Here is a 16,667-nt window from a genome sequence, read left to right as displayed (position 1 = left end):
GGGCGGAGCCCAGCTCCCACCAGTAGTCTGAAACCTTGGCAACAGAGCCCAGCTCCCACCAGTAGTCTGAAACCTTGGCAACAGAGCCCATCTCCCACCGGTTACCTGCAAGCCTTGGCAAAAAAGCCCAGCTCCTGGCGGTAACTTTCACCTCCCCACCGAAAACGGGCACAATCCGCTGCCTGTTCCTCGTAGAGAGTGCGCATGTCTTCATCTTCTGCCTCCCCTTCGGCTTCCCGTCGCCCCATGCGCCGCGAGCTGCTCGAGGGGCCGATCGCGGCGACCCTGCTGCGCAAGACCCTGCCGGTGATCGGCGGGATGATCGCCATGATGAGCTTCAACCTGGTGGATACCTGGTTCATCGCCCGGCTCGGCACCGAGCCGCTGGCGGCGGTTTCCTTCACCTTTCCGGTGGTGTTCACTGTGATCAGCCTGGCCATCGGCATGGGCATCGGTACCTCGGCGGTGGTGGCCAGGCGGCTGGGGCAGGGCGACGTCGAAGCGGTGCGGCGCCGCGCCACCGACGCCGCCCTGCTGGCCCTGGCGGTGGGCCTGGCCATGACCCTGCTCGGCCTGGCCACCCTGGAGCCGCTGTTCCGCCTGCTCGGCGCCGACGCCACCCTGATGCCGCACATCCGCGACTACATGGGCATCTGGTACCTGGGCGCGGCGGCGGTGGTGGTGCCGCGGGTGCTCAACAGCGTGCTGCGCGCCCACGGCAATACCGTCACCCAGGGGGTGATGATGGCGCTGGCGGCCGGCATCAATGTGCTGCTCGACTGGTGGCTGATCTTCGGCGTGGGCCCCTTCCCGGTCATGGGGGTCTCCGGGGCGGCGCTGGCTACCGTGCTGAGCTGGGGCCTGATGGCGGTGGCGCTGGTCTTCCAGCGCGAGCTGCGCGGCTTGATTGACCTCGCCGGGCTGAGCGTCAAGGGACTGCTCGAGTCCTGGCGCGAGCTCGGGCGCATCGCCGGCCCGGCGGCGTTGACCAGCGTCTTCACGCCCATCGCCCTGGGCATCTTGACCCGCATCGTCGCCGACTACGGCCACGACGCGGTGGCCGGCTTCGGTGTCGGCACCCGCATCGACGCCATCGCCCAGATCGCCGTGCTGGGGTTCTCCATGACTCTCTCGCCGCTGGTTAGCCAGAACGCCGGGGCCGGCCAGTTCGACCGTGTGCGCCGGGCGATACTGGGCTGCTTCGCCTTCGTGCTGATCTGGCAGCTGCTGGTGTGGGCGCTGCTGCAGGGCCTCGCCCCCTGGCTGGTGGCCGGCTACGCCGAGCGCGAGGCGGTGGGGGAGGTGCTGCGCGCCTTCCTGTGGCTGGTGCCGCTGGGGCTGGGCGCCCAGGGCGTGGTGATCCTGGCGGTCTCCTCCTGCAACGCCCTGCACCGCCCGGCCTGGGCCATGCGCCTCTCGGTGGTGCGCCTGTTTGCGTTGACCGTGCCGCTGGCCTGGCTCGGCGGGCAGCTCGCCGGCACCACCGGCGTGTTCGTGGGGATGCTGGCCGCCAACCTGGCGATGGGGCTGATCGCCTGCTGGCAGACCCGCCGCTTGCTGGCCGATGTCTCGGCCCCCGGCCTGGCGAGGGTGTCAACCGCCACCAAGGACTAGCTGGGGGCGGCTGTTTCAAGTGTTCGTTTCGCGTTACTATCACGCACTACTATCAACGTTACATTCAACGAGGGAAGGCCATGGGGGGCAGGCTTTGAGGGCACGACCTTGAGAGAAAGAGCATGAGCGCCATCGCTTCGCCCTGCGTGGGGCTCTGTTCCACCACCCTGGGGGATCGCACCTGCCGTGGCTGTCAGCGCAGCGATGCAGAGATCCGCGACTGGTTCGGCCTGTCGGGTGAGGAGCGCGCCGCGCGTATCCGGGAACTCGACGCCCTGCGCGAGGCCGTGGCCGGGCGCTACCTGCGCCTGGTGGACGCCGCCGCGCTGGAGGCCCAGCTCAAGCGCCATCGCATCCGCTTCCGGCCCGCTCAGCCGGGGCTGTCCCGGGCGGTGGAGCTGTTGCGGGTCGGCCGCGAGCGCATTCAGGAGCTCGCCCGCTACGGCCTGGTGCCAGTAGGGCAGGGCGAGGGCCTCGCCGCCGCCGAGCTCCACGCACGCCTGGCCGCCGAGCTGAATGACGCCGCCGAGGCTCGCCGCCGCCCCGCTATACACGACATACACGACCCCGCGCCCAATCGTTCTGCCGAGAGCCCTTCATGTCCGTGACCTTGCCCGAGCCCGTCAGCGCCAGCGCCGACGACCTGCTGTCCGCCGAGCTGCTCGACTTCCTGAGCTGCCGCACCCCGGATGCCTGGGTGGCCTGGGCGCTGGATAACCCCGAGCTGCTGCTGATCGACCACGCCCAGTGCGAGAAGAAGGCCGCCTCCACGGCGATGAGCCTGCTCTATCGCTACGTGGATCAGCCGCTGCTGCTGACCAAGATGAGCCAGCTGGCCCGCGAGGAGCTGCTGCACTTCGAGCAGGTGGTGACGCTGATGGCGGCACGCGGCATTTCCTACCGGCCTATCAGCGCCTCGCGCTACGCCGAGGGGCTGCGCCGCCACGTACGCCCCGAGGAACCGCACCGGTTGGTGGACATTCTGATCGTCGGCGCCTTTATCGAGGCGCGCAGCTGCGAGCGCTTCGCCCGGCTGATCCCCCACCTGGACCCCGAGCTTGCCAAGTTCTATCGCACTCTGGTTAAGTCGGAAGGGCGCCACTACGAGGACTACCTGATGCTGGCCCGCCACCTGGCCGCATCGCCCATCGAGTCCCGAATCGCCTTCTTCGCCGATCGCGAAGTCGAGCTGGTGCAGACGCCCGATACGGCGTTCCGTTTTCACAGTGGCGTGCCGGCGTAAGACCGGCCCCATGTTACGCAGGACCGACACCATGCGAGATGCACCCGACGTCACCGATACCCCACAAACGGATCGGCTGGCCCTCTGCGGCCACTTCTCGCTTACCCTCGGCGAGGATGTGCTGACGCAGTTCAGCTACGACAAGGTCAAGGCGCTGCTGGTCTACCTGCTGCTGCACAGCCAGCCGGTGAGCCGCGCCACCCTGGCGGAGCTGCTGTGGCCCGATCAGGGCCTCTCCTCCGGGCGCACCAACCTGCGCCATGCGCTGCACTGCCTGCGCCAGTCGCTGGGCGAGCACGCCGACGAGGTGCTCGCCGTCTCGCGTCAGACCATCGCCTTCCGCCTGCCGGCGCGCTGGCAGTTCGACCTTCATGAGGTACAGCGCCTGCTGGAGGGCGAGCGCGACCTGCCGACCCTGGCCGCGCTGCTCGAGCACTACCAGGGCGATCTCGCCGAGGAGCTGCAGCTCACCAACTGCGGCGACTTCCAGCGCTGGCTGGTGCAGGTGCGCAACGACTGGCGCCAGCGGGTGATCCGCTTCGCCGAGGCGGTGCTGGAGCAGCACGACAGCGTGCCCGACCGTCTGCTGGTGGATCTGGTCAGCCGCTTCTCGGGCTACGGCCCCTTCCACGAGAGGCTGGTGCGCCAGCTGGCCGAGCAGGGCCAGCTGGCCGCCGCCCACGAACAGTACAACGCCTACCTGCAGCTGCTGGCGCTCTCCGGCCAGCAGCCCGAGCCCGCCTTCCTGCAGCTGGCCCGCTACTGGTCCGACTCCCACGCCGACGCCGCCGCGGCGGGTGGCATGGGCTTCGCCCGTACCCTGTCGCCGGACAGCGCGCCGCTGCGCGAAGAGGAGATCGAGCAGCGCCAGCTCTCGGTCATGGCCATTCGCCTGCGCCTCAAGGGCGATCTTTCCAGCCGCCCGGCCAGCCGCGCCTGCCTGATGCTGCAATATGAACTGCTGCGCTGGCTGGAGGAGCAGTGCCACCACCTGGGCGGCTTCTGGCTGCCCGGTGCCACCGGCGGCCTGGGCCTGGCCTGCTTCGGTACCCACGGTCCCGCCCATCAGCTCGCCGAGCTGGTGGCGCTCTACGAACACTGCCGCCGCATGCTGCCCGAGGAGAGCCGCCGCCACTGGAGCGGCGAGGGCGACCCGCCCAAGGTGGAGCTCGCCGCCGGCCTCAACAGCGGCCGGGTGGTCTACCTGCCGGAGCGCGGCCTGGTCGACCCGCTGGGCCAGGTCACCCAGGGCTCGCTCGAGCTGATGGCCGCCGCCGAGGGCAGCGAGCTGGTGATCTCCCAGGAGGCCAGCCAGCACATGCCGCCGGCGCTCGACCTGCAGCCGCGGCTCAGCTCGCGGCTGGTGGCCAGCGACGGCCGGGTGCGCCTGCGCGCGCTGGTCCTCGGCGCCAACGAGGGCGGCCGCGAGGCGCTGCCGCCCAGCCTGGTGGGGCGCGAGACCCAGCTGCGCACCCTGCGCGACGCCCTGGCCCGGGCCGGCATCGGCCTGCGCCAGAGCGTGCTGGTGCGCGGCCCCTCCGGTATGGGCAAGTCGGCGCTGATGGTCGGCTTTCGCCAGCTCGAACAGAGCCGCGATGCCGCCATCTGCTGGCAACCCACCACCCGGCTCTCGGTGCAGGAGCCCTACGGCGTGGCCCGCCAGCTGCTGCGCTGGCGCCTGAATGGCCCGCTCACCCCCGAGGCCCTGGCCGGCCTGCGCGAGACCCTGGCGCTGCCCGACCTCGACGAGCCCCGCCAGCAGCTGCTGGAAGAGGCGCTGGGCGCCCGCGAGCCCCACGAGGTGGCCGTGCTCACCCAGAGCGGCGAAGCCGTGGAACTGGTGGTGGGGCTGCTGCAGCGCCTGATCACGGCGTTTGCCGCCGAGCGCACCCTGGTGGTGATGATCGACGACCTGCAGTGGCTCGACGAGCCCAGCTTCAAGCTGCTGGCCGGCCTGCAGGCGCGCCTGCCGATCAACTGTGGCTTCATGCTGGTGGCCAGCCACCACGGTCGCGAGGCGCTGCCGGCGCGGCTGCACTGGGACCAGCAGATCACCCTGGGCCGGCTCGATGCCTTGCAGTCGTCGCGGCTGCTCTCGCAGCTGGCACGGCGCTACCGCATTCACCTGAGCCCGCGGCTGCGCGGCCAGATCATCGAGCGCTGCGACGGCGTGCCCCTCTACCTGCAGGAGATCTGCCGCCGGGTGGACATGGACCGCCGCGAGGGGCGCAGCGTGCACCTGGACGAGCTGCCCCACGGCCTGCTCGGCCTGCTGGCCAGCCGCATCGACCAGCTCGATGCCGACCGCGAGGTGGCCCACGCCGCCGCGGTGCTCGGCCGGCGCTTCCGCTTCGACTTCCTGGCCGAGTGCAGCGGCTGGGAGAAGCTGCGCCTGAGTCAGGCCCTGGAGCAGATGCGCCGCCTGGAGATCATCGAGCCGGTGGAGGGCGATGAGGACGGCCGCGAGTACCAGTTCACCCACCAGCTGCTGCAGGAGGCCGCCTACCTTTCCTGCCCGCGGGACGTGCGCACGGCGATCCACCGCCAGGTGGTCGAGCTGATCGAGGAGCGCTTCCCGATGTGGATCAGCCGCCACCCGGGCGACTTCGCCACCCACCTGCGGCGCAGCGGCCACTACGCCCGCGGCGCCCGCTACTACGAGCTGGCCGCCCGCGAGGCGCTTAAGGTGAGCGCCAACCGCACCGCGCTGAAGATGGCCGATCTCGGCCTGGTCAGCCTGCGTCAGGTGGAAGATCAGACCGAACGCGAGATCAGCCTGCTCACCGTGCGCGGCCAGGCCGCCTTCGCCCTGGAGGGCCACGGCTCGCCCACCGCCCACGAGAGCTTTGTGCGCGCCCGGGAACTGCTCAGGCAGGTCACGCAGCTGGACGGAGAGGAGGGCGAGCCCGCCGACCTGGAGCAGGCCTTTCTGGTCAAGTGGGGCCTGTGGGTGGGCTGCAGCCAACGCCACGCCCACGCCGACGCCTTCCATCTCGCATCAAAGCTGGCCGGCCTGGCCGAGCGCATGGAGGACCCGCGCTACCGCCGCCTGGCCGAGTACGCCCGCGCGAGCTGCGAATACTGGGCCGGGCGCATCCAGCGTGCTAACGACCACCTGGAGGAGATCAACCCACTTGAATCGCCGATGATGATCGAGTGGCTGCCCTTCTCGGATCATCCTCAGGTGGCCGCCGCCTGTTTCCAGGGCTGGGCGCTCTGCCTGCGCGGCGACTACCGCCGTGCCGAGACCCAGGTGGAATCCGCTATCCGCCTGGCCGAGAAGATCGGCCACCCCGGCAGCCTGGCCATGGCGCTGATGTATGCCGCCTCCCTCTACCGCCAGCTCGGTCACGTGCACCTGGCCGCCACCCGCGCCGAGCGCGCCTATGAGCTCACTGGCACCCAGGACCTGCACCTGTGGCAGATGGCCGCCCGCGGGGTGCTCGGCTGGCAGCGCGCCATAGCCGGCGACCGGGAGGGCCTGACCCAGGTGGAGCAGGCCCAGGAGGAGCTCGCCGAGCTCACCGGCCGCGACCCCTACAGCCGCCCCTCGCTGTGGTTTGTGGACGCCTGCATCGCGCTCGGCGAATTCGGCCGTGCCGAGGACTACCTGGACCAGGCGCTGATGCTCGCCAGGGAGAAGACCACCCTGTTCGTGCCCGAACTCGCCGTGCACCTGGCCCGGGTGCGCCACCGTCTCGGCCACCCGCGGGAGGAGGTCGTCGCCCTGATCGAGATCGCCCAGCAGCAGGCGCGTGAAGACGGCAACCTGCACCAGCAGATCAACGGCCTGGAACTGTGGCTCACCCTGATCGACCCCGCCGACGACAAGGCCCGCCAGGAATTCCGCCGCCTGCTCGCCGAGGTCAGCCACTCCGACGCCCCGATCATCGCCCGCTGGCGCAGCCTGCTCGACCGCACCCATCCACACCCCGCCAACGCCGATGCCTGATGGGTAATCAAGCTGCCACTGAGGCTTGAAGCTACTGGTGGGAGCCACGCTCCGCGGGGCGAATGGAGGCAACCACCAAGGCTGGATACCACTGGTGGGAGCTACGCTCCGCGGGGCGAATGGAGGCAACCACCAAGGCTGGATACCACTGGTGGGAGCTGGGCTCCGCCCGGCGAATGGAGGCCGAAGGCCTCCCCAGCAACCCAGCCACACCTATCACTCCCATAGTCAAAATTTGTAAGAGAGGTAGAGCCCTCAACAGCCCTGAAGTAGAATGGCCGACCTTACGATACATACAAGACACCGCAGGGAAGCTGGCTCACGACCAGCAGGAGACTAGGCAAGGGATGACTGCCTCCCACAGCTCAGTACCAGTAACTACTGATGCGCTCCTGACGCACGCCAGCTTCCTGCACCGAATCGATCAAGGGCATGGGAAAGCGCCCGGGACAATCCCCGGGCGGTAGCGTGCCTGTGAATCATCAACGTATACGGACATTGCCTCATTCATGACAAACAACGACTCTCGCCCGCCAGCTGATGCTCTCCGCAGCTCTGCCAGTGACGAAATCTCTCTGGTCGATCTGGCCAAGATCCTGATCAACCGCTGGAAGCTAATGGCAGTTACCTTCGCAGTGGTGGTGCTTGTCGCCTTGGCCTATGCACTGCTTACGCCCAAGACCTACGATTATGTCTCTCTCTACCGAGTAGCATTGAAGGCTGATCAGGACGCTCTGGAAAGCCCAGCCGCGGCTATAGCCAAAGCCAATAATCTGTATCTGGGATCAGTTACACGTAACCTGCTGGAAGGGGAGGGGCTAAGGTCGCTGCCGTTTGAAACGGGTCTTAGTAACCCGAACGACACATTTCTTATTCGTCTTGCTTCCCAGGCAGCCGAAAGCGATGTGGCGCTGGTGCAGGCACTCCATGAACAAACATTGGTTCAAATAGCGCAAGGGCAGCAGGCTCTTCTCGAAGAGCGAAAGGCAACCCTGGAACGCCAGCTGAACAGTGCGAGGCGGTCTCTTGAGTTGGCCCAAGAGTCTACCAGCCCCTTTGCAGCTGACCTTGTCAGCAGTTACTCAGAAAAAGTAGCCAATCTGGAAGATCGAATTGCACAGCTCCAGCCTGGCCAGAAAATCCAGGTGGCTGTGCAAAGTCTAGAACCTTCAGGGACTAGTCGTAAGCTGATCATGGCGCTAGCCATTGTTTTCGGCGGTATGTTGGCTGTAATTGTGGCCTTCTTTGTTCAGTTTGCATTTGCAGTTAAAAGCAGTTTGCAAAAAGGGTAGTTGGTAATATGCTATGCGATACTAGCTGTCATGGCGCTGATCAATGAAAAGGCCCAGATCACAAAGCGGCAGATTGCAAGCCGGCAGAGCATTGTTCAGTTTCCCGATAATATCCGTCTGAATGTAAGCCGACGAGGGTGTTGAACCCAGACAAGTTGGGCGCGTTCAGCCTGCAAGTTATAAGCGCAGTAGGGATGGGGTAATTACCTGCTTATTGTTTCTGGGCTTGTTGGTTTGGGTTCGGGTTTAATTTTAATGCCACCTATCAACTCTTGGTCGTGATAGGTGTGTAGCTATTGAGATTCTTTGGGTTTGAGTGAGTGATTGGCTTGCTAGATAAAAGGCAATATGGAAACTTTGATTAAAGATCCCTGTTTTGAATAATTTGCCTTTGGTTAGATTGGTGAATTTGGGCCTGCGTGGGCTGACACTTCTGGCAAAATTCTCACTGCTCTTTGTGCTGGCCTATTTTCTTGATCCCATGGATGTGGCGCTTTACGGGTTGGTGGTCGCAACCATTGCCTACTCTCTGTTTGGGTTGGGGTTTGATTTCTATTCTTATAGCACGCGAGAGCTTCTGGGGAGTTCGTCCGATCAATGGGCTAGGCTGCTAAGAGATCAGAGCGTCTTTTTTGGGCTGGTTTATGCGCTCGTTTTGCCTCTGCTGCTTCTGATATTTGTTTTTGAGTTGCTGCCTTGGGCGGTGGCGCCTTGGTTTTTTCTGCTTGTGATATTAGAGCATCTTGCCCAAGAATTGAACCGCTTGCTGGTAGCAATGTCGCGGCAGTTGCTCGCGGGTGTGGTGCTTTTTATGCGCTCCGGGATATGGGCGTTTGTTGTTGCATTTATGTTCTGGCAGTCGGAAGGCGTTAGGGGAATTGAGCTGGTTTTTTATGCGTGGGCCGCTGGTGCTTCCTTGGCATGCCTTTTGGGTTTCTCAGCCCTATACTCACTCGACCGGCGATGCTTAAAAAGCACCATCGATTGGCAGTGGATCAAGAAGGGTGTCAAGGTGGCGTTGCCGTTGCTGATTGCCACCTTGGCTATTCGTGCCGTCTTTACCGTTGATCGCTACTGGGTGGAGAGTGTTTCAGGATCAGAGATTCTAGCAGCATATGTACTGTTTGCGGGTGTTGCCAATACAGTTGTCGCGTTTTTAGATGCGGGAGTGTTTGTTTTTCTCTACCCGAAGATTGTCAGTGCGTATAAGGAAAACGATGCTGTAGCATTCAGGGGTGGTATGCTGGATTTGCTAAAGCAAACAATTGTCGTGGCGCTGTTGCTTTGCGTTTCCGCTGCTGTTCTCATTCACCCGATTCTTTCCCTGTTGCAAAAAGAAGTTTATTCGCAGAATGTTGAGCTTCTGTATTTTTTGCTTGCTGGAATTTTTCTGTTCTCGATAAGTATGGTACCGCACTACGGTATGTATGCTATGTCCAAGGATAGGCACATTGTGGCGGGCCATGTATTGACACTTTTCGTGTTCTTGGTGGCTGCGGCAGCGCTGGGAATGGTTTCTCCTCTATATGCGGTTCCGCTTGCACTTTGCATTTCTTTTGCATTCATGGCTGTCTATAAAACAGTTGCATATCTGCATCTGAAGTCAAGGCTGATCTGGGGGGGGAAGCAGGGAATATAAATTCAAAATTCACTCGCGTTATATATGAAAAAACCATTACGCTAAGTTAAAGATTTCGACAGCTATCAGGCAGGAAATTGTTTATGTTTAATGATGCGTCCATCTTGGTTACCGGTGGTACCGGTTCCTTCGGCCACACCTTCATCCCCATGCTGCTGGAGCGCTACAATCCCAAGCGCGTGATCATCTTTTCCCGCGATGAGATGAAACAGTGGGAGATGGCCAAGAAGTTCGAGGGAGACCCCCGCGTGCGCTTCTTTATCGGAGACGTGCGCGACCGCGAGCGGGTCTACCGGGCGCTGGATGGGGTGGACTTTGTGGTCCACGCTGCGGCGACCAAGATCGTGCCTACCGCCGAGTACAACCCCTTCGAGTGCGTCAAGACCAATGTCATCGGCGCCATGAACCTGATCGATGCCTGCATCGACAAGGGCGTCAAGAAGGTGGTGGCGCTGTCCACCGACAAGGCCAGCAGCCCGATCAACCTGTACGGTGCCACCAAGCTGACCTCCGACAAGCTGTTCGTGGCCGGCAACTCTTACGCCGGCGGCCATGACACTCGTTTCGCGGTGGTACGCTACGGGAACGTCATGGGCTCACGCGGTTCGGTGATCCCGTTCTTCACGTCGATCCGCGACAAGGGCGTGCTGCCAATCACCGATGCGCGCATGACCCGCTTCATGATCAGCCTGGAGCAGGGCGTGGAGCTGGTGTGGCACGCCTTCGAGGACATGGAAGGCGGCGAGATCTATGTCAAGAAGATCCCCTCCATGAAGGTCACGGACCTGGCGAGCGTGGTGGCGCCTGGAGCGAAACAGGAAGAGGTCGGCATTCGCCCCGGCGAGAAGCTGCATGAGCAGATGATCGGCGCGGAAGACGCCTACTACACCTACGAGTACCCCGAGCACTACAAGATCCTGCCGGCCATCAACAGCTGGGACCAGGACGCCAACCGCATCAAGGATGGCAAGAAGGTACCGGAAGGCTTTGTCTACGCCAGCGACAACAACGCCGAGTGGATGAGTGAAGCCGAACTTCAGGCGTGGATCGACACCAACTGGGACAAGATCGGAGCCATCTGATGATTCCCTACGGACGCCAGGATATCCGGCAGGCCGATATCGACGCCGTGCTGGAAGTGCTGCAGTCGGACTATCTGACCCAGGGCCCGATGGTGCCGCGCTTCGAGCAGGCGGTCGCGGCCAAGGTGGGCGCTCGCCATGCACTGGCGGTCAACAGCGCCACCTCGGCGCTGCACATCGCCTGTCTGGCCCTGGGCTTGGGGGAGGGTGACTGGTTGTGGACCTCGCCCATCACCTTCGTGGCCTCAGCCAACTGCGGCTTGTATTGCGGCGCCCAGGTCGATTTCGTGGATATCGACCCGCGCACCTATAACCTTTGCCCTACGGCCCTGGCGGCCAAACTGGAACAGGCCGAGCGGGAGGGGCGTCTGCCCAAGGTGGTGGTGGCGGTGCACCTGTGCGGCCAGCCCTGCGACATGCAGGCGATCCATGCCCTCGGCCAGCGCTACGGCTTCCGGATCATCGAGGACGCCTCCCACGCCATCGGCGGCCAGTATCAAGGCGATTACATCGGCAACGGCCGCTACAGCGATATCATCGTGTTCAGCTTTCACCCGGTGAAGATCATCACCACCGCCGAAGGCGGCATGGCGCTGACCAACGACGACGCCCTGGCCAGCCGCATGGACCTGCTGCGCAGCCACGGCGTGACCCGCGACCCGGCGCTGATGACCCATGAGGCCGATGGCCCCTGGTACTACCAGCAGGTTGAGCTTGGCTTCAACTACCGGATGACCGAGTTACAGGCCGCCCTGGGCGTCGCGCAGCTCGAGCGCCTGGATGCTTACGTGACCAAGCGCAATGCCCTGGCGGCCCGGTACGATGACGTGCTGGCCACCTTGCCGGTGACCATCCCCTGGCAGCACCCGGACAGCGTTTCCGGGCGACACCTCTACGTCATTCGCGTCATGCTTGATCAGGTCAACGTGACGCACCGCGCGGTGTTCGAGCGCCTGCGCGAGCAAGGGATCGGCGTGAACCTGCATTACATCCCGGTTCATACCCAGCCCTACTACCGGCAGTTCGGCTTCCGGGATGGTGACTTTCCCGAGGCCGAACGCTATTACGCCGAGGCGATCAGCCTGCCGCTCTATCCCACCATGACCCCGGCGCAGCAGGACGCAGTCATCGCTGCCCTGACGCAGGCATTGGGGCACGCATGAGTCAGGCCATTGAGAGTAAGGGCATTGCCGTGATCCCCGCCCGCGGCGGTAGCAAGCGGATTCCGCGCAAGAACATCCGCGAGTTTGCCGGCAAGCCCATGATCGCCTGGTCGATCGAAGCGGCGCTGGCCAGCGGCTGCTTTGCGCGAGTGATCGTCTCCACCGACGATGACGAGATCGCCGCCGTCGCCGAGGCGCAGGGTGCCGAGGTACCGTTTCATCGCCCGGCCGCGCTCGCTGACGACCATACCGGCACCATCCCGGTGATCGCCCAAGCCATCGACTGGCTGCGCGAGCAGGGCGAAGCCCCGGAAGCGGTCTGCTGCCTCTATGCCACGGCCCCCTTCGTGCAGGCCGAGGACTTGCGGGCCGGGTATCGGGCCCTGCAGAGCGGTGACGACATCGACTACGCCTTCTCGGTGACCAGCTACGCCTTCCCCATTCAGCGCGCGCTGCGGCTGACGCCTCAGGGGCGCGTGGCCATGTTCCAGCCGCAACACTTTCAGACCCGATCCCAGGACCTTGAAGACGCCTGGCACGACGCCGGCCAGTTCTACTGGGGGAGGGCGGCGGCCTGGTGCGCCGGCACGCCGATCTTCAGCGAGCGCGCCGTGCCGGTCACGCTCCCGCGTCACCGCGTCCAGGATATCGACACCCCCGAGGACTGGCAGCGGGCCGAATGGTTGTTCAAGGCCTGGCAGGCCCAGCAGCAGGGCGGATTGGCATGAGCGTATCGCCCACACCGTCCCGCCTTCAGGGGCAGGTAATCACCTTTCGAGTCGACGCCTCGCTGGAGATCGGCAGCGGCCACGTCATGCGCTGCCTGACCCTCGCCGATGCCCTGCAGGCACAAGGGGCCGAGTGTTACTTCCTCTGCAGGGAGCATCCGGGGCACCTGTGTGATGCGATAGAGGCGCGTGGCCTTACCGTCCACCGCCTGCCGCTGCGAGATCACGCACCTGAACTCGAATCCGATCCCGAACCTCGGCTCGCTCACGCCCACTGGCTGGGTGCCAGTGGCGAGCAGGACGCCGCGGCCTGCCGCGCTGTACTGGCCCGCCTGGCGCCCGCTTGGCTAGTGGTGGACCACTATGCCCTGGATAGCCGCTGGGAAACGGTTGTCGTGGACGGCATTACCGCCCCGACGCCGCATCTGCTGGTGATCGATGACCTGGCGGATCGCCAGCACGCCGCCGATCTGCTGCTGGACCAGAACCTGGGCAGGCAGGCAGATGACTACTGCGGCCGGGTGCCCGGCCACTGCCAGGTGCTGGCCGGCCCCCGCTATGCGTTGCTGCGCCCGGAGTTCGTGCAGTGGCGGGAGGCTAGCCTGGCGCGACGTGCCCGCCAGCCTCGACTCAAGCGGCTGCTGATCAGCCTGGGCGGCGTCGACAAGGACAATGCCACCGGCCAGGTGCTTGACGCCCTGAAGGCCTGCGATCTGCCCGAGGATCTCGAGATCAGCGTGGTGATGGGCGCCGCCGCCCCCTGGCGGGACGACGTCTCCGCCAAGGCCGAGGACATGCCCAGGCCCACCGAGGTCGTCGTCAACGTCAACGATATGGCAAGACGCATGGCCGAGGCGGACCTGGCCATCGGTGCCGCTGGCAGTACCTCCTGGGAGCGCTGCTGCCTGGGCCTGCCCACCCTGATGGTGGTCCTGGCAGACAATCAACGCGAGATTGCCACCGAGTTGGCGCGAAGAGGCGCCTCTGCCACGCTGGACCTCTCGGATCTGGCGCCGTCCCTGGCATCACATCTCGCGGTGTTGAGCACCGCCACATCACTGAAGGCCATGAGCGAGCGCACCGCCCGCCTGGTCGACGGCCAGGGAGTGTCTCGCCTCCTGAGAGAGATGCATGATGTCAGCGAGGCCGCCATCCTATGATGTCGCCTGACAAACGCCTCCGGCCCATGGTGAGCGAAGACCTCCCCCACGTATTGGCCTGGCGCAATCACCCCGACGTGCGCCGCCACATGTATACCCAGCGGCTGATCACCCTGGACGAACACCGCGACTGGTTCACGCGTGCTAGCCAGGACCCTCAGCGCCACCTGCTGATCTATGAGCAGGACATGATTCCTCTGGGATTCGTCAACCTCACTGTGGTAGACGAACAGGCCGGGCGTGCCGAATGGGGCTTCTATCTCGCCCCGGACGCGCCCCGCGGCAGCGGTCAGGGATTGGGCCAGTGCACCCTGGCGTATGCCTTCGTGACCCTCGGGCTTCACAAGCTCTGCGGTGAGGTGCTGGCCGAGAATCACCGATCCCTGCGCTTTCATGAGCGCCTCGGCTTTCGCCGCGAAGCCACGCTGCGCCATCATTTCCATGACGGTACCGCCTACCACGACGTGATCGGCTTCGGCCTGTTGGTCGATGAATGGCGCGCCTCACAAGGAGCCAACTCCGTATGACACCGCCCTGGATCGAGATTGCCGGCCGCCGCATCGGCGACGGTCACTCCCCCTATATCATTGCCGAGCTCTCCGCCAATCATAACGGCAAGCTGGAAACGGCCATGCGCATCATTGAAGAGGCCGCCAAGGCCGGCGCCGATGCCGTCAAGCTACAGACCTACCGCCCCGACACCATCACCCTGGATTGCGACAGCGACGACTTCAAGATCAAGGGCGGATTGTGGGACGGGCGCACCCTCTACGAACTCTACGAAGAGGCCCATATGCCCTGGGAGTGGCACCGGCCGCTCTTCGACCACGCCCGCAAGCTCGGTATCACCATCTTCAGCTCCCCCTTCGACACCACCGCCGTGGACCTGCTCGAAGAACTGGGGGCCCCGGCCTACAAGATCGCCTCCTTCGAAGCGGTCGATCTGCCGCTGATCGAGTACGTGGCCCGGACCGGCAAGCCGATGATCATCTCCACCGGCATGGCCGACGCCGAGGAGATCCAGGAAGCCATTGACGCCGCCCGCGGCGCCGGCTGTGAACAACTCGCGATCCTGCACTGCGTCAGCGGCTACCCCGCCCCGGCGGAAGACTACAACCTGCGCACCATCCCCGACATGATCGAGCGCTTCGGCCTGGTGACCGGGCTCTCTGATCACACCATCGACAACACCACCGCCATCACCAGCGTCGCGCTGGGTGCCAGCCTGATCGAGAAACATTTCACCCTGGACCGCAACGGTGGTGGCCCCGACGACAGCTTCTCCCTGGAACCGGCGGAGCTCACCGCCCTTTGTCGCGATGCCAAGACCGCCTGGCAAGCGCTGGGTAAGGTCGACTACGGCCGTAAGTCCAGCGAGCAGGGCAATGTGCAGTTCCGGCGCTCGCTGTACTTCGTCAAGGACTTGAAGGCGGGGGAGGTGATTACCGAGGATGCGGTGAGGAGCGTAAGGCCGGGGTATGGGCTGGCACCAAAATATCTAAGAAATCTTATAGGGAAGAGAGTGATAAATGATGTTTTAAATAACACTGCCGTTCCAGGCGAAATTATAAAAGATAATCAGTAATATGAAAAATCACGGCATGGAAGTCCCACAAGAGAGCTTTCGAGACATTTTCGAATATGTGGCTAAGCGAGATGCCAAAGAGAAGGGGTTTCGTGATTCGATTATGGCCATGTACAAGAGAAATGCTACATGGTCTAATGTGATACTCAGAGCTATTGTCAATTCTTTGGCACTCTTTATAAGGCCTCGAAAAAATTCAATTAAATATTTTTTCTGGGGCACTAAATTTGAGGAGCTTATTCTCACTCTCCCACAGCACGAGATATGTGTCGTAGGTGGACCAAGGCAGGTTATCTTTTGCCTTAAGAACAAGCTCTATTTTATTCCAGAAGCAAGGTTGTGGGCGCCGCTGTACGAAGGGATGAGATCCGGAAGGATGGTGGGTATCGATACTCGCCTTTCTTGCATTATCACATCACTTGGATCAAAGATTAAAAAATGCTCCCATAAAGATGCAGTCTTTATTGTAGATAATGATTCATTGCCTGCTCAGCGACTAGCAATAATTTCTGCGCGTAAGGCAGGCGTTACGAAAAGTATTTGCATTCAGCATGGTATATTCCAGAGCAAATCGCCTGGTGACATATTCGATGGATGGTTTTCAGACCGGTTCTTCGTGATCAATCAGAATCAAAAGCAGCTACTTATAGACAAAGGGATGGATGCAGGAAAGATAGAGGTAATGGGTTTTCACTCTTCGCCATATAAGCCAGCAAGACCACTTTCACCTCCCGGATCTCGTAAGGTTTGTCTGATTGGTCAGCCATGGGGAAAGTACGGGAAAGGTAGAGAAGAAAAGTATCTGAAAATTTTAGATAAAGTCACAAATATTCTGCATGGAAAAGGGTATCAGGTTTGTTTTAAACCTCATCCCTGGGAGCGGGGCAGTGATTACTTAAAAAATTTTTCGAATGTTGTTGATATTTCGATGTCGGATGCACTCGAAAACTACGATGCTTTTATATCAATCACTTCAACTGCATTGGTAGAAGCTGCAGTTTCAGGGCGAATTGCTGTTCAATTGGTCGATCCTGAGTTTGATGCGGACAGGCTTTCCTCCGAATTTAGTGAAGTTGTCTCGCTAGACGTTGATGCTGAGGAGTTTGAGAACGCTCTTGAAAAATCAATGGAAACAGATCGAACATATGCATTAAGTCGCCCCTTGCCGCTTCATCGCCGTTTTTATATGGCAGTTGATGAGGGGTAAGC

General features: G+C 62.6%; 13 protein-coding genes. All 13 read left to right on the top strand.

What is annotated here, in order from left to right; genetic code table 11:
* The first annotated feature begins 204 nt into the window (after window positions 1–204).
* Window positions 205–1,614: an MATE family efflux transporter gene (locus ACM26W_RS11060; protein WP_416137054.1), complete on the top strand. Its 1,410-nt coding sequence runs from the start codon at window positions 205–207 to the stop codon at window positions 1,612–1,614.
* Between the two features lie 122 nt (window positions 1,615–1,736).
* Window positions 1,737–2,222: a DUF1289 domain-containing protein gene (locus tag ACM26W_RS11055; protein ID WP_416137053.1), complete on the top strand. Its 486-nt coding sequence runs from the start codon at window positions 1,737–1,739 to the stop codon at window positions 2,220–2,222.
* The gene (locus ACM26W_RS11050; protein ID WP_416137052.1) at window positions 2,213–2,857 is read left to right on the top strand and encodes a tRNA-(ms[2]io[6]A)-hydroxylase; all 645 of its coding nucleotides are present in this window, start codon (window positions 2,213–2,215) and stop codon (window positions 2,855–2,857) included. Before ACM26W_RS11055 ends, ACM26W_RS11050 begins: the two co-directional genes overlap by 10 nt.
* Before the next feature lie 31 nt (window positions 2,858–2,888).
* Window positions 2,889–6,809, top strand: coding sequence for an AAA family ATPase (locus tag ACM26W_RS11045; RefSeq protein WP_416137051.1), 3,921 nt, complete (start codon window positions 2,889–2,891; stop codon window positions 6,807–6,809).
* A 509-nt stretch (window positions 6,810–7,318) separates the two neighbouring features.
* Window positions 7,319–8,101, top strand: a complete 783-nt coding sequence (locus tag ACM26W_RS11040) for a Wzz/FepE/Etk N-terminal domain-containing protein (protein ID WP_416137050.1) — start codon at window positions 7,319–7,321, stop codon at window positions 8,099–8,101.
* 376 nt (window positions 8,102–8,477) lie between these two features.
* Entirely contained in the window at window positions 8,478–9,740 is a 1,263-nt protein-coding gene (locus ACM26W_RS11035; protein ID WP_416137049.1) for a lipopolysaccharide biosynthesis protein, read from the top strand.
* 83 nt (window positions 9,741–9,823) lie between these two features.
* Window positions 9,824–10,822, top strand: coding sequence for a UDP-N-acetylglucosamine 4,6-dehydratase (inverting) (gene pseB, locus ACM26W_RS11030; RefSeq protein WP_416137048.1), 999 nt, complete (start codon window positions 9,824–9,826; stop codon window positions 10,820–10,822).
* Window positions 10,822–11,985: a UDP-4-amino-4,6-dideoxy-N-acetyl-beta-L-altrosamine transaminase gene (gene pseC, locus ACM26W_RS11025; protein ID WP_416137047.1), complete on the top strand. Its 1,164-nt coding sequence runs from the start codon at window positions 10,822–10,824 to the stop codon at window positions 11,983–11,985. The genes pseB and pseC overlap by 1 nt, the downstream gene beginning before the upstream one ends.
* Window positions 11,982–12,713, top strand: coding sequence for a pseudaminic acid cytidylyltransferase (pseF, locus tag ACM26W_RS11020; protein ID WP_416137046.1), 732 nt, complete (start codon window positions 11,982–11,984; stop codon window positions 12,711–12,713). Before pseC ends, pseF begins: the two co-directional genes overlap by 4 nt.
* Window positions 12,710–13,873 (top strand): UDP-2,4-diacetamido-2,4,6-trideoxy-beta-L-altropyranose hydrolase, encoded by a 1,164-nt coding sequence (pseG, locus tag ACM26W_RS11015; RefSeq protein WP_416137045.1) that lies wholly within the window; start codon window positions 12,710–12,712, stop codon window positions 13,871–13,873. Before pseF ends, pseG begins: the two co-directional genes overlap by 4 nt.
* A gap of 26 nt (window positions 13,874–13,899) precedes the next feature.
* The gene (pseH, locus tag ACM26W_RS11010; protein WP_416137044.1) at window positions 13,900–14,400 is read left to right on the top strand and encodes a UDP-4-amino-4,6-dideoxy-N-acetyl-beta-L-altrosamine N-acetyltransferase; all 501 of its coding nucleotides are present in this window, start codon (window positions 13,900–13,902) and stop codon (window positions 14,398–14,400) included.
* Window positions 14,397–15,458, top strand: coding sequence for a pseudaminic acid synthase (gene pseI, locus ACM26W_RS11005; RefSeq protein ID WP_416137043.1), 1,062 nt, complete (start codon window positions 14,397–14,399; stop codon window positions 15,456–15,458). Before pseH ends, pseI begins: the two co-directional genes overlap by 4 nt.
* Before the next feature lies 1 nt (window position 15,459).
* A complete protein-coding gene (locus ACM26W_RS11000) occupies window positions 15,460–16,665 on the top strand; it encodes a hypothetical protein (protein ID WP_416137042.1) in 1,206 nt (401 codons plus the stop codon).
* Window positions 16,666–16,667 lie beyond the last annotated feature (2 nt).

The sequence above is a fragment of the Halomonas sp. HK25 genome (assembly GCF_047795635.1).
GTDB lineage: Bacteria > Pseudomonadota > Gammaproteobacteria > Pseudomonadales > Halomonadaceae > Halomonas.
This window is presented reverse-complemented; position numbering and strand designations above follow the sequence as displayed.

Coding starts and splice junctions, on each gene's coding strand:
- ACM26W_RS11060 (WP_416137054.1), top strand. CDS start 205: ATGTCTTCATCTTCTGCCTCCCCTTCGGCTTCCCGTCGCCCCATGCGC.
- ACM26W_RS11055 (WP_416137053.1), top strand. CDS start 1,737: ATGAGCGCCATCGCTTCGCCCTGCGTGGGGCTCTGTTCCACCACCCTG.
- ACM26W_RS11050 (WP_416137052.1), top strand. CDS start 2,213: ATGTCCGTGACCTTGCCCGAGCCCGTCAGCGCCAGCGCCGACGACCTG.
- ACM26W_RS11045 (WP_416137051.1), top strand. CDS start 2,889: ATGCGAGATGCACCCGACGTCACCGATACCCCACAAACGGATCGGCTG.
- ACM26W_RS11040 (WP_416137050.1), top strand. CDS start 7,319: ATGACAAACAACGACTCTCGCCCGCCAGCTGATGCTCTCCGCAGCTCT.
- pseB (WP_416137048.1), top strand. CDS start 9,824: ATGTTTAATGATGCGTCCATCTTGGTTACCGGTGGTACCGGTTCCTTC.
- pseC (WP_416137047.1), top strand. CDS start 10,822: ATGATTCCCTACGGACGCCAGGATATCCGGCAGGCCGATATCGACGCC.
- pseF (WP_416137046.1), top strand. CDS start 11,982: ATGAGTCAGGCCATTGAGAGTAAGGGCATTGCCGTGATCCCCGCCCGC.
- pseG (WP_416137045.1), top strand. CDS start 12,710: ATGAGCGTATCGCCCACACCGTCCCGCCTTCAGGGGCAGGTAATCACC.
- pseH (WP_416137044.1), top strand. CDS start 13,900: ATGGTGAGCGAAGACCTCCCCCACGTATTGGCCTGGCGCAATCACCCC.
- pseI (WP_416137043.1), top strand. CDS start 14,397: ATGACACCGCCCTGGATCGAGATTGCCGGCCGCCGCATCGGCGACGGT.
- ACM26W_RS11000 (WP_416137042.1), top strand. CDS start 15,460: ATGAAAAATCACGGCATGGAAGTCCCACAAGAGAGCTTTCGAGACATT.